The 12,349-nt window shown below is 38.1% G+C and carries 11 protein-coding genes and 1 pseudogene; 6 read left to right on the top strand and 6 right to left on the bottom strand.

Annotation, left to right across the window (positions count from 1 at the left end; genetic code table 11):
- The first annotated feature begins 41 nt into the window (after positions 1–41).
- Together GO621_RS04425 and GO621_RS04420 are read left to right on the top strand one after the other, a co-directional pair.
- The gene (locus tag GO621_RS04425; protein ID WP_157564559.1) at positions 42–263 is read left to right on the top strand and encodes a type II toxin-antitoxin system HicB family antitoxin; all 222 of its coding nucleotides are present in this window, start codon (positions 42–44) and stop codon (positions 261–263) included.
- Positions 264–318: 55 nt separating this feature from the next.
- Positions 319–1,512 (top strand): TlpA disulfide reductase family protein, encoded by a 1,194-nt coding sequence (locus tag GO621_RS04420; RefSeq protein ID WP_157564557.1) that lies wholly within the window; start codon positions 319–321, stop codon positions 1,510–1,512.
- A 135-nt stretch (positions 1,513–1,647) separates the two neighbouring features.
- On the opposite strand, the gene GO621_RS04415 is transcribed toward GO621_RS04420, so the two are convergent.
- From GO621_RS04415 to GO621_RS19365, 3 genes and pseudogenes are all read right to left on the bottom strand, one after another.
- Positions 1,648–2,535 (bottom strand): fructosamine kinase family protein, encoded by an 888-nt coding sequence (locus GO621_RS04415; protein WP_157564555.1) that lies wholly within the window; start codon positions 2,533–2,535, stop codon positions 1,648–1,650.
- Between the two features lie 88 nt (positions 2,536–2,623).
- Positions 2,624–2,743 carry a type II toxin-antitoxin system YoeB family toxin gene (locus GO621_RS18995; RefSeq protein WP_317163389.1) on the bottom strand — a complete coding sequence of 40 codons (120 nt, stop codon included), beginning with the start codon at positions 2,741–2,743 and terminating at the stop codon, positions 2,624–2,626.
- Between the two features lie 84 nt (positions 2,744–2,827).
- Positions 2,828–2,902 (bottom strand): annotated as a pseudogene (locus tag GO621_RS19365) (hypothetical protein); the annotation flags it as partial.
- A 330-nt stretch (positions 2,903–3,232) separates the two neighbouring features.
- Here GO621_RS19365 and lepA point away from each other — a divergent pair.
- Positions 3,233–5,020, top strand: coding sequence for a translation elongation factor 4 (gene lepA / locus GO621_RS04405; RefSeq protein WP_157564553.1), 1,788 nt, complete (start codon positions 3,233–3,235; stop codon positions 5,018–5,020).
- Positions 5,021–5,110: 90 nt separating this feature from the next.
- The gene (locus tag GO621_RS04400; protein ID WP_157564551.1) at positions 5,111–5,992 is read left to right on the top strand and encodes a bifunctional 5,10-methylenetetrahydrofolate dehydrogenase/5,10-methenyltetrahydrofolate cyclohydrolase; all 882 of its coding nucleotides are present in this window, start codon (positions 5,111–5,113) and stop codon (positions 5,990–5,992) included.
- 120 nt (positions 5,993–6,112) lie between these two features.
- Here the strand turns inward: GO621_RS04400 and GO621_RS04395 are convergent, their stop codons facing one another.
- The gene (locus GO621_RS04395) at positions 6,113–6,439 is read right to left on the bottom strand and encodes a Rieske (2Fe-2S) protein (protein WP_157564549.1); all 327 of its coding nucleotides are present in this window, start codon (positions 6,437–6,439) and stop codon (positions 6,113–6,115) included.
- Entirely contained in the window at positions 6,439–7,203 is a 765-nt protein-coding gene (locus GO621_RS04390) for a hypothetical protein (protein ID WP_157564547.1), read from the bottom strand. The genes GO621_RS04395 and GO621_RS04390 overlap by 1 nt, the downstream gene beginning before the upstream one ends.
- 119 nt (positions 7,204–7,322) lie before the next feature.
- Here GO621_RS04390 and GO621_RS04385 point away from each other — a divergent pair, with 119 nt between their 5' ends.
- Both GO621_RS04385 and GO621_RS04380 read left to right on the top strand, forming a co-directional pair.
- A complete protein-coding gene (locus GO621_RS04385) occupies positions 7,323–7,946 on the top strand; it encodes a 7-carboxy-7-deazaguanine synthase QueE (RefSeq protein ID WP_157564648.1) in 624 nt (207 codons plus the stop codon).
- A gap of 34 nt (positions 7,947–7,980) precedes the next feature.
- Positions 7,981–9,873 carry an OmpA family protein gene (locus GO621_RS04380; RefSeq protein WP_157564545.1) on the top strand — a complete coding sequence of 631 codons (1,893 nt, stop codon included), beginning with the start codon at positions 7,981–7,983 and terminating at the stop codon, positions 9,871–9,873.
- A 113-nt stretch (positions 9,874–9,986) separates the two neighbouring features.
- Here the strand turns inward: GO621_RS04380 and recQ are convergent, their stop codons facing one another.
- Positions 9,987–12,179 carry a DNA helicase RecQ gene (gene recQ, locus GO621_RS04375; protein ID WP_157564543.1) on the bottom strand — a complete coding sequence of 731 codons (2,193 nt, stop codon included), beginning with the start codon at positions 12,177–12,179 and terminating at the stop codon, positions 9,987–9,989.
- Between the last annotated feature and the right edge of the window lie 170 nt (positions 12,180–12,349).

Here is a 12,349-nt window from a genome sequence, read left to right as displayed (position 1 = left end):
TTTCATTGCAGATAATAATTCCTATTTTCAAATAAAAAACAATGAAGACAGTTGGGTTAGAAAATATAGTCTGGAAAGAAGATAAATATTATGTTGCCAAATGTTTAAATGTGGAAGTTTCCAGCTTTGGTGAATCGAAAGAAGAAGCTTTGGCCAATTTACAGGAAGCGTTGGAGTTGTATTTTGAGGATGAAGAAGTCATTGATTTAACACCGGTTGAATCTACGGAATCGTTAGACATTTCAGAATCAAAACAAGCATGAGTATTGCATTCGCTCCAGTGATTTTTGCAAATTAAATTATAATTGATTCTTTATCATGAAAACACCACTTGTATTAATCATCTTATCATTAATCCTTTCTTTATTATCCTGTAAAAAAAGCGCAACAGTTACAATTGTTGGTGTTGTGGATAGTGCAAATGGAACTTTGGTAAGAGTAATAAATAATAATTTTACAGTAGTTTACGATTCGACTATTATCAAAGACAATAAATTTACACTTCATTCAACCGTTCCCGAAAATGGATTTTATACATTAGATTTTAAATGTACTTACCCAGTGGCAATAAATCATCTTACAGGATGGATGAGTTTTATCGCTTTATACATTGAAAATAATGCCAGATACAAGCTTATTGCAAATGGTCCTTCATCAATATTTTATGAAAGGTACAATTTGCACACCACATCTTTTAATCAAAAAAAGCTGAACGAATTTAACATACTAAATAACCATATAAGAGACTCTTTAATTTATAAAAAGAAGCTGTATTTAACCCTGGCTGATAAGGCTCTTACAAGCAACCAAAGTCAGCTTTATAATGCTTACAATGATACGATAATCATGATGGATGACAAGCTTTCCCTTTCTTACCGTGCAAGTATTCAGCAGTTTATAAAAAACAATCCAAAAACACTAGTTACGCCTTATTTAATGAGTAAGCTTTCAGATTTGTTTGAGAATCACTCTTTATATCAAAGTATATTAGATAAATTAAGCCCTGAAGTAAAAAAATCAAAATATTATGATGAGGCAGCTGAACTATTGGGGTCTGTTAAAAAAATATATGTAGGAGCTAAAGCTCCTGATATTTATGGAAAAGATGTAAAGGGAAATCCTTTAAATATAGATTACAAGAAGAATAAAATAACGTTGATTGACTTCTGGGCATCCTATTGTGGCCCTTGCCGCGAACAAGTGCCAGAACTTAAACAGTTATACAAGAAATACAAAGCAGAAGGCTTGGAAATTATATCCGTTTCCATTGATGAAGATGTCAAAAAGTGGAAACATGCCTCATCTATTGATCAGTTACCTTGGTACAACATTAGTGAACTAAAGGAACAGGAAGATTCTAAAAACATCAGAAACTTTGTAATAAAAAGTATCCCGTCAAATTATTTAATCGATAGCGATGGTAAATTTATCGGGAGAGATGTAAGTTTGGATAGCATCAAAAGAATTATGGAATCGAACAAAATAAAACTAAAAAATCATAAGCCGGTTTAAATTTTGTTTAATATATCAAGCTGCATAAATTTGGAGAACCAACTTTAACCGTTATCATTCCGGCAGAACTAAAAGAAATGCTTATCGGAACATTTCGTTCAATTTTAAAACAAGCTGGATTAACTGAAACTGATTTCAAATAAAATTCTTCAACCCACTCCTCACCTGCCCTAAATATCCTGTTCCAAATAAATTCAAATGCAGCAACAGCGGATATAAATTCCATAAATCAACACGCTGCTGCCAGCCTTTCTGCAAAGGAAACGCTTCCTGATATGCCTGATAAAAATCAGTGTTAAAACCACCAAAAAGATGCGTCATGGCCAGATCAAACTCCCGGAAACCAAAACTGACGGCAGGATCAATTAAATATGGTTTCCCTTCACTGCTGATCAGATAATTTCCTCCCCATAAATCTCCATGGATTAAGGATGGCTTTTCTTCCTCAAAAAGTTCGCCCAGCTTTTCATACAGTTTCTCAAAATCCGACACCAATTTTTGGTCGATAAAAGAAGCATCAAAAGCCAGTTTCACCATCGGCTTTAAACGCTCTTCTATAAAAAACGATTTCCAGGTTGTATGTTTTTGATTGGATTGCGGCAATGAACCCATGTAATTATCCTTTTCAAAACCAAAATGAGGGGCAGTATTTTGGTGCATTTGCGCTAATTGCAAACCTAATTTCTGCATGGCAGCAGGCGTTTTACTTCCTGTTTCCACGTATTCCATCAGCAAAAAACTGTTGTAACCCAAATGCCCGGCTGCAATCACTTCCGGTACGGCAACTGTTTGGGTTTGGCGGATGGCTGCCAAACCTGCTGCTTCGCGTTCAAATAATTGCGGGTAATGCTGGGCATTGTTCAGCTTTAAAATGAAAAAACCGGCAGCCGTTTGCAAACGGTAAACTTCATTAATGCTTCCGCCCGGAACTTCTATAATTTCGTGGATGCTGCTTTTACCACCTGATTTTTGGTGTAATATACTTTCCAGTTCCCCTTTAAACGCTGCTGTAAAATTTTTCATGATCTAACTGTTAAAATCATCAGCAGGAAAACCTTAAATTTTATAATGCCCTCTTAACGAATAGATATAGAGTACATTTTCAACAACTTTATATATAAATAATGCGATGTTCTTCATCAATCCTCCTTGACGATTTTCCGCTAAGAGAATATTTTAATGCTTCCGGTTTGCCGATACCTGTATAAGGCGATTCTTTTATAGCTAAAATTAGTTTTTGAATTTTCTTCTGAACAACCAGATTTCCTGATTTTCTCCAAAATTTTTAAGTCTTCTAAAGCAATCTCATCGAAAGCTACTTCCATAAGTCTTCGACTTTCAGAATAGTATATTTGCCTTCTTCAAAGTTTTTTTCAGACCTTTTAATTTTTTCTACAAAAACGGGATTGTAATCATTTTCTTCTTCTTTTTGAAAAGCTACATTTAAAGCCTATAAAACTGCTTCAACAGCTGCTAATTGCTTTTGATTTTTAGGGCGAACAATCAATGTTTCCATAAATCAAATTTAATAATTGTTTGTAGTTCAACCACAATTTTTTAATGCTAAAAGAAGCATCAAAATAAGGTGAACACGGTTACCAACATTCATTATCAAAAATTCCTTAGCTAAAATGCTGTAAAATCATTTATAAGTTGTTTATAAATCATCCAAAAGAATAACCTTAGATTATCCCTCTAAAACGCTATTTTTGCGGTTCAAATGAAGCACATCCGCAATTTCTGTATCATCGCACATATTGATCATGGTAAAAGTACTTTGGCCGATCGTCTGCTCGAATATACCAACACAGTTACCAAACGCGAATCGCAGGCGCAATTGCTTGACGATATGGATCTGGAGCGCGAACGCGGGATCACCATCAAAAGCCACGCCATCCAGATGGATTATGTTTTGGACGGGCAACCTTATGTTTTAAACCTGATCGATACGCCCGGCCACGTTGATTTTTCGTACGAAGTTTCCCGTTCCATTGCTGCCTGCGAAGGCGCTTTGCTGATTGTGGACGCTTCACAAGGGATTCAGGCACAAACCATTTCTAACTTGTATCTGGCACTGGAAAACGATTTGGAGATTATTCCGGTTTTAAATAAAATGGATTTGCCGGGCGCAATGCCGGAAGAAGTGAAAGACCAGATTGTGGAACTGATTGGTTGCAAACGCGACGATATTTTGGCTGCATCCGGTAAAACCGGTTTGGGTGTGCACGAAATTCTGGAAGCAATTGTAAAACGCATTCCGGCTCCTGTTGGCGATCCGGATGCTCCTTTACAAGCATTAATTTTCGACTCTGTTTTTAATTCCTTCCGTGGTATTATTGCTTATTTTAAGGTGGTGAACGGCGAGATCAGGAAAAATACCAAGGTGAAGTTTATGGCTACCGGCAAAGAATATATTGCTGATGAAGTGGGAACTTTAAAGTTAAGCCCGGTTCCGAAAGATGTTATAAAAACCGGCGATGTAGGTTACATTATTTCGGGCATAAAAGAAGCACGTGAAGTTAAAGTAGGTGATACCATTACCTTGATCGAACGTCCCGCGACTGCAGGGATCCAGGGTTTTGAGGAAGTAAAACCGATGGTTTTTGCTGGAATTTATCCGGTTGATACAGATGATTTCGAAGAGCTGCGCGAAAGCATGGCCAAATTGCAGCTGAACGATGCTTCATTGGTTTTTGAACCGGAATCATCTGCGGCTTTGGGTTTTGGTTTCCGTTGCGGTTTCCTGGGGATGCTGCACATGGAAATTATCCAGGAACGTTTGGAACGCGAGTTCGACATGACGGTAATTACCACGGTCCCTAACGTTTCTTACTTAGCTTATACTACCAAAGGCGATGAATTGCAAGTTCACAATCCATCCGATTTGCCTGATCCAAGTAAACTGGATTTTGTGGAAGAACCTTATATCAAAGCTAATATCATTACGAAATCAGAATTTGTTGGTCCGGTGATGTCGCTTTGTATCCAAAAACGTGGAACGATCGTGAACCAATCTTACCTGACTTCTGATCGTGTTGAACTGATTTTTGAAATGCCAATGGGGGAAATTGTGTTTGATTTTTACGATAAACTCAAAACGATTTCCAAAGGTTACGCTTCTTTTGATTATACACAAATTGGTTATCGTCAATCAGATTTAGTTCGTTTGGATATTCGTTTAAACGGTGAGCCGGTTGATGCGCTTTCTTCCTTAATCCACAGAAGTAATTCCTATGATTTTGGCAAGAAAATTTGCGAAAAACTAAAAGAACTGATTCCGCGCCAACAGTTTGAAATTATCGTCCAGGCTTCTATCGGTGCAAAAATTATCGCCCGCGAAACCGTAAAAGCTTTACGTAAAGATGTAACGGCAAAATGTTACGGCGGTGATATTTCCCGTAAACGTAAATTACTGGAAAAACAGAAAAAAGGTAAAAAACGAATGCGCCAGGTTGGTAATGTGGAAATTCCGCAATCAGCGTTTATGGCGGTACTGAAATTAGATTGAGAAGAGTTTTAAGTGGTAAGTTGCAGGTTTTAAGTTGAAAACTTATACCTCTAACTTACAACGTACAACTCATAACTTACAACTTAAACAATGCAAATCCTCGACGGTAAATACGTATCCGAAAAACTAAAAATTGAAATCGCGCAGGAAGCTGCTGAGGTTTTAACACAAATTGGCCGCAAACCACATTTGGTAGCAGTTTTAGTTGGACATGATGGCGGCAGCGAAACTTACGTAGCCAGCAAAATGCGCAACTGCGAAAAGGTTGGCTTTAAATCTTCTCTTTTTCGGTATGAAGATGATGTAACTGAAGAAGAATTACTGGAGAAAGTTGCTGAATTAAATTCTGATGATACAATTGACGGAATCATTGTACAATTGCCTTTACCTAAACACATCAATCCTGATAAAGTAACTGATCTGATTGATTTCCGCAAGGATGTAGATGGTTTTCATCCGGTAAACCTGGGCAGAATGCTGCGCAATTTACCTTCCTTTATTCCGGCTACGCCTTATGGAATTACTTTATTGCTGAAAGAATATGGTGTTGAAACGACAGGAATGCATTGTGTTGTGGTTGGCAGAAGCACGATTGTTGGTTCGCCGATGAGTGTGTTGATGTCGCGTAATGCACATCCCGGAAACTGTACCGTTACCATTTGCCACAGCCGCACACCGGATATTAAGAAATATACTTTGGAAGCTGATATTCTGATTGTTGCCATCGGTAAAAAGAATTTTATTACGGCTGATATGGTAAAAGATGGCGTAATTGTAATTGATGTTGGAATGAACCGGGAAATATCAACCGTAACTAAATCAGGCTATAAATTGTATGGCGATGTCGATTTTGAAAACGTAGCGCCAAAAGCTTCCTGGATTACGCCGGTTCCGGGCGGAGTTGGTTTAATGACGATTATTGGTTTGTTAAAAAACACGCTGGCATCGGCACGAAAAGAAATTTATGCTTAAAAAGAGGTGGTAAAAGAAGCATTTCTGTCGTTTCGGCTAACGGGAGAAATCTTCATCGAATTATAAATACATCATTGAACTGCTTTGAAGAAAATCTCTCCCTGCGGAGATGACAATCGATTAAAACAAATTCCATCGCTTTTTAACCTGCACATAAATTCCGTCTTCCCGTACTTCTACCGGAAAAGTATCGATATAATCACCTTGTCCTTTGGCGCCCCTTCCGGTTTTTAAATCATATTGGTAACGATGGACCGGACAAATAATTTGTCCATCTTTGCACCAGCCTTCGGCTAATTCGCCTCCTGCATGTGGGCATTGTGCCGAAACTGCATAAATTTTTCCTTCAAAACCAACTAAACAAACATGACGGTTTCCGGCTTTTACTTTTTTGATAAATGCTTCTTTTATCCCTATATTTTCAGAAACCTTTACCCATTCCAGCATCAGTATTCCACTTTTAAATTCATGATCTGTGGTGATTTGGAAATTTCTTCCAGGTTGGTGCTTAAAGTAAGTTGTTTTTTATCTGCCGATAATTTTGCCCTGATGTTTCCAGTCTTTTTTACTGGCCGCGGAAAATGCATCACCACGCTGTAAGGCATATCAATCAGCGCTGCTTTTGCCATATTAAACATGGCTTCATTCTGCTTAAAATATTTCCTGAACTTAACCGTATCTACCTTTCGGAAAAACCGTTTGCTGCTGATATCGTAATTAAAATAATCCTGACTGATAACCATACCCCTGCTGGTTGCCGGCGAAACCATTTGCGGACTATTAAGCAGCTGGCCTAATTGCTGTTTTTGTGCGAGTTTAGAAATATGGGTTAAAAAATATTTGACCTCTTTCGGACTTTTGGCTTCATATTGCAACGTGGCCAGCATTAGGTTGTTTTTCAGGTTTATTTTAAGGTGAAGCATGGTTGCGCGCGCTAAGTTGACCTGTTCACTGCTTAACTTTCTGCGTGTGCTATCCGAAAGATCACTCAAAAAATTAATGGCTGTATCTTTTGCCACAAGATATGAAGGCGTTTGCTTAACAGAATCTGGCAGCAAATTAGAAAGTACCGAAATTGCTTTGCCCATATTAAAACGGTAATCGATTTTACAGGCGCCGTCTTTTAAAAAAGTGTATCGTTCCTCCACGTTCACACACGAAGAAATTACCGATAAAAGAAGCATCAGCACCAAAAAGTAAAGTTTCTTCATCCAATTTCTAATTTGGAAGTAATTATACAACTTTGATGGGTATTTAAGTAAAATGAATGTCGGAAAACTTTCTCGCCCAAAACCGTTGCAGGCAGAATGTTTATATTTGCAGCTTGGAAATGACAGTAACCATACCGGCAACCGGAACAATGCTTCCTTTAATGGAAGAATTTTATACCATTCAGGGCGAAGGGTTTAACACCGGAAAAGCAGCTTATTTTATCCGTTTAGGTGGATGCGATGTAGGTTGCCCCTGGTGCGATGTAAAAGAAAGCTGGGATGCGGACCGGCATCCGCTTACTTCCGCAGATACGATTGTGGCAAATGCTGCAAAACATCCGGCAAAAGCAGTTGTGATTACCGGCGGCGAACCTTTGATTTACAATTTAGATTATCTGACTGCCGAATTAAAAAGGAACGGCATTAAAACTTTTATTGAAACTTCCGGCGCTTATCCAATCTCTGGTTTTTGGGATTGGATTTGTCTTTCTCCGAAGAAATTTAAAGCACCAACACCTTCTGTTTTAGCTGTTGCTGATGAACTGAAAGTGATCGTTTTTAACCAGTCGGATTTTAAATGGGCCGAAGAACATGCTGCTTTGGTTTCTCCAAACTGCAAATTATACTTGCAGCCAGAATGGTCTAAAGCGGCAATTGTTACACCGATGATTGTAGATTACGTGATGCAAAACCCGAAATGGGAAGTTTCGCTGCAAACACATAAATATTTGAACATTCCTTAATAAGTTTCTAACTTGGTTCGTATAAACCTGTATTATGCGATATCTGTTGATGCTTCTTTTATCCCTTCCTTTTTGTGCTTCTGCACAGCGGCAATATTCGACTAATAATAAAGAAGCTATAAAATTTTATGCTTTGGCTGACGAAAGTATAAATTATCAGCAATACGAAAAGGCTGCCGAGTTGCTTAAACAGGCAATAGCTGCGGACGATCAGTTTACAGAAGCGCATTACCAATTGGGCGCAGTTTATCTCTATACGCAGCAGTACCCCGAAGCATGGGCCCAATATCTCAAAACCATTGCCCTCAACCCCAATTTTAACCGTGCTGTTTATTTAAATTTAGGCAACGTTGATATCATGTTAGGCAAATATGCAGACGCAAAAGAAGCCTTACAAAAATATACCAGCTTTAATGAAATCATGGCGAAAGACAGGGCAACGGCACAGAAGCTAATTGCAGATTGTGATTTTAGCATACAGGCTATACAGCATCCGGTTATTTTTAAACCTGAAAATCTGGGAACTTCCATCAATACCAATGCGGATGAATATTTGCCTAATGTTACGGCGGATGAAAGCACTTTGATTTTCACCCGTAAAATTGGCAATAATGAAGATTTTTATCAAAGCAAAAAGCTGAATGGAAAGTGGACAACTGCAACTGGATTAAGCAGAAATATTAATACGCCAGATTATAACGAAGGTGCGCAATCGCTTACGCAGGATGGCCAGTACCTTTTTTTTACAGGTTGTATGCGTCCTGATGGATTAGGTCGATGTGATATATTTTTATCCCATAAAAACAGTACCGATTGGGACAAACCTTTTAATTTAGGTCCGCCAATAAATACGCCTGGCTGGGAATCGCAGCCTTCTATTAGTGCGGATGGGAGGACTTTATATTTTGTAAGTTTGAGAAAAGGTGGTTATGGTGGATATGATATTTGGAAATCGACGATTACGGATAAAGGTTGGAGCGAACCGGAAAACCTCGGCCCAAACATTAATACGCCTGGTGATGAGCAATCGCCTTTTATTCATCCTGATGACCAGACACTTTATTTTTCCTCCAACGGCTGGCCGGGTTTAGGCAGTAAAGATTTGTTTTTAAGCCGAAAAGGTGCAGACGGAAAATGGCAAAAGCCGGAAAACTTAGGTTATCCAATAAATTCCAGCGGAGATGAAAACGGTTTAACGCTTACGGCAAATGGTGCTTATGCTTTTTTTTCGTCCAATAATTTAAAAGGTGCCGGCGGTTATGATATTTATACTTTTGAATTGCCTGAAAAGCTTCGTCCAAACATGGTAACTTATGTAAAAGGCACGGTAAAAGATGCAAAAACCAAACAACCAATTGATGCGGATGTGCAAATTGTAGATTTGAAAACGAACCAAACCATCTTTAAAAATGTAAATGCCCTAAACCAAGGACAGTTTTTAGCTACGCTAAATGTTGGAAAAGATTATGGTTTAAATATTTCCCGTCCGGGCTACTTGTTTTATTCGGAGAATTTTTCACTCAGCAATCAAAAAACAGGAAAACCATTTTTAATTGATGTTGACTTGCAGGGAATAGAAGCCGGCAAAAAGTCGGTGCTTAGAAATATTTTTTTTGATACAAATAAGTTTACTTTAAAACCGGAATCAAAATCGGAACTGGAAAAACTGATTGTGTTTTTAAGTATAAATCCGAAAGTTATTATTGAAATTTCAGGGTTTACAGATAATGTTGGCGATGCAAAATCAAACCAGCTACTATCAGAAAACCGGGCAAAAGCAGTTTATCAATATTTAGTTACAAATAAAATTGCTGCAGCAAGGTTAACTTTTAAAGGTTACGGCGCTACTCAACCGATGGCATCAAACACCACAGAAGAAGGCAGAAGGCGGAACCGCCGGACAGAATTTAAGGTTGTGTCTGATTAAGCTGATACTTCTTTTATCACCTAAAAAACAATAAGCTGTATTTTAGTAATTGATATGAATTTTACAGGCATAAAAGAAGCATTAGCATAAATGCAATGCTTCTTTTATCGATATTAATTTCCTAATTCCGACATAAATTTAATGCGCATCAACTGCAATTCTTCATGTGTATAATCATCAGAACCCAATTCTTTTAAAGCATCTTCGATAGAATCAGCTTCGGCTGTGCGGAAGTAACCGAAAACTTCTTCCTGCCGGTCTTCATCAATTAAATCATCAATATAATAACTCAAATTTAACTTCGTACCAGAGTTTACGATAGATTCTATTTCGCGCAAAATATCTTCATAAGATAAACCTTTGGAAGAAGCAATATCTTCTAAAGCGATTTGCCGGTCAATATTTTGAATGATGGAAACTTTAATAGCAGATTTATTGGCAGCAGATTTAATCACCAGATCAATCGGCCGGTCGATGTCGTTTTCCTCTACATATTTCTTAATCAGCTCGGTAAAAGCAGTACCAAATTTCATGGCTTTTCCGGAACCAACGCCCGAAATCTGTTTCATCTCATCCAAAGTGATTGGATAATGCGTGCACATTTCTTCTAAGGAAGGATCCTGGAAAATCACAAACGGCGGCAGGTTTTTTTGCTTCGCGATTTTTTTACGCAGGTCTTTTAGCATTTGCAAAAGTTGCGTGTCTAAAACACCAGAACCTTGCGGCGCTTCATCTTCTGCATCATCATCTGTTGCGCCCATTGGCCGGTTTAAAACCCATTTTAATTCGTAAGGGTTTTCAATATATTCTTTACCCTTATCTGTTAAGCGTAATAATCCGTAATAATCAATATCTTTTGCCAGGTAATTATTAAGCAAAGCCTGGCGCATCAGAGATTTCCAAAGGTTCTCGCCATCTTCTTTCCCTAAGCCAAACTCCGGCAGCAAATGATGTTCGTAATTATGTATCTGCGGATCATCAACACCCATTAAAACGCTGATGATATGTTGATCGTCAAACTTTTCGCCTAACTGCTGCACTAATTTTAAAGCTTTAATTAAGGGCCCTTCTACACTAAAAAATTCTTTTTGTGCCCGACAATTATCGCACATGTTGTGGCAGTCTTTTGCGTCAAAGTTCTCGCCAAAATAATGCAGGATTTGTTTGCGGCGACAAACAGCAGATTCTGCATAATCAATTACTTCTTTTAAAATCTGCGTACCAATTTCGCGCTCGGCAACCGGTTTATCTTTCATAAACTTTTGCAGTTTATCAATATCCTTTTCAGAATAAAAAGACAAACAAATGCCTTCGCCGCCATCACGTCCGGCACGTCCGGTTTCCTGGTAATAACCTTCCATGCTTTTAGGCACATCGTGATGGATTACGTAACGAACATCCGGTTTATCAATTCCCATCCCGAAGGCAATGGTAGCAACAATTACATCCACATCTTCCATCAGGAATTTATCCTGTGTGTCTGCACGGACTTTAGGGTCTAAACCAGCGTGATAAGGTAAAGCTTTGATACCGTTTAAGTTTAAAGCTTCTGCAACTTCTTCTACTTTTTTACGGCTGAGGCAATAGATAATGCCAGATTTGCCCTGATGCTGCTTTACAAAACGCACAATCTCTTTGATCACGTTTCGCTTAGCGCGGACTTCATAATATAAATTGGTACGGTTGAAAGAAGATTTATACAGCAAAGCATTGTTCATTTGCAGGTTCTTCTGGATATCCTGCTGTACTTTCGGCGTAGCGGTTGCTGTTAAAGCGATAATTGGAATATTTTCGCCGATATTGCTAATAACCTGACGGATTTTTCGGTATTCCGGACGAAAATCGTGTCCCCATTCAGAAATACAATGTGCTTCATCAACCGCAACAAATGATAATTTAACCAGTTGCAAAAATTCTATATTTTCCAGTTTGGTTAAAGATTCCGGTGCAACATAAAGCAGTTTGGTTTTGCCTGTAATTACATCTTCTTTTACCCTTGCAATTTCTGTTTTGTTTAAGGATGAATTGAGGAAATGCGCAATACTATCCGATCCGCCGAAGGAACGCAACTGGTCAACCTGGTTTTTCATCAGCGCAATTAAAGGAGAAATTACGATGGCTGTTCCTTCACTCATTAAAGCGGGCAACTGGTAACACATAGATTTGCCGCCGCCTGTTGGCATAATAACAAATGTATCTTTGTCTGCCAAAATGTTTTCTATAATTATTTCCTGATCGCCTTTGAAATTATTGAAACCAAAAAAGTTCTGTAAATTATCAAAAAGCGATTGTTTTGTCTCTGTCATTATCTCCTAAAAATTATTGAGTTATTAACTTTCAATTTAAAACGAATTAATTGAAAGAAAAATCGTATGCGAATTTAACTTTTTTGCTCAATAAAACCAGTACCCTTTTTAAACTTATACCGTAAAATGATGATAAATTTTGCTGAATCAGCAGCAAGGCTATTGAATAA

The organism is Mucilaginibacter arboris, assembly GCF_009754915.1.
Lineage (GTDB): Bacteria > Bacteroidota > Bacteroidia > Sphingobacteriales > Sphingobacteriaceae > Mucilaginibacter_A > Mucilaginibacter_A arboris.
This window is presented reverse-complemented; position numbering and strand designations above follow the sequence as displayed.

What these genes read in the sequence shown, in the direction of transcription:
- GO621_RS04420 (WP_157564557.1), top strand. Translation starts at nt 319, where the DNA reads ATGAAAACACCACTTGTATTAATCATCTTATCATTAATCCTTTCTTTA.
- GO621_RS04425 (WP_157564559.1), top strand. Translation starts at nt 42, where the DNA reads ATGAAGACAGTTGGGTTAGAAAATATAGTCTGGAAAGAAGATAAATAT.
- lepA (WP_157564553.1), top strand. Translation starts at nt 3,233, where the DNA reads ATGAAGCACATCCGCAATTTCTGTATCATCGCACATATTGATCATGGT.
- GO621_RS04400 (WP_157564551.1), top strand. Translation starts at nt 5,111, where the DNA reads ATGCAAATCCTCGACGGTAAATACGTATCCGAAAAACTAAAAATTGAA.
- GO621_RS04395 (WP_157564549.1), bottom strand. Translation starts at nt 6,439, where the DNA reads ATGCTGGAATGGGTAAAGGTTTCTGAAAATATAGGGATAAAAGAAGCA.
- GO621_RS04415 (WP_157564555.1), bottom strand. Translation starts at nt 2,535, where the DNA reads ATGAAAAATTTTACAGCAGCGTTTAAAGGGGAACTGGAAAGTATATTA.
- recQ (WP_157564543.1), bottom strand. Translation starts at nt 12,179, where the DNA reads ATGACAGAGACAAAACAATCGCTTTTTGATAATTTACAGAACTTTTTT.
- GO621_RS04390 (WP_157564547.1), bottom strand. Translation starts at nt 7,203, where the DNA reads ATGAAGAAACTTTACTTTTTGGTGCTGATGCTTCTTTTATCGGTAATT.
- GO621_RS04380 (WP_157564545.1), top strand. Translation starts at nt 7,981, where the DNA reads ATGCGATATCTGTTGATGCTTCTTTTATCCCTTCCTTTTTGTGCTTCT.
- GO621_RS04385 (WP_157564648.1), top strand. Translation starts at nt 7,323, where the DNA reads ATGACAGTAACCATACCGGCAACCGGAACAATGCTTCCTTTAATGGAA.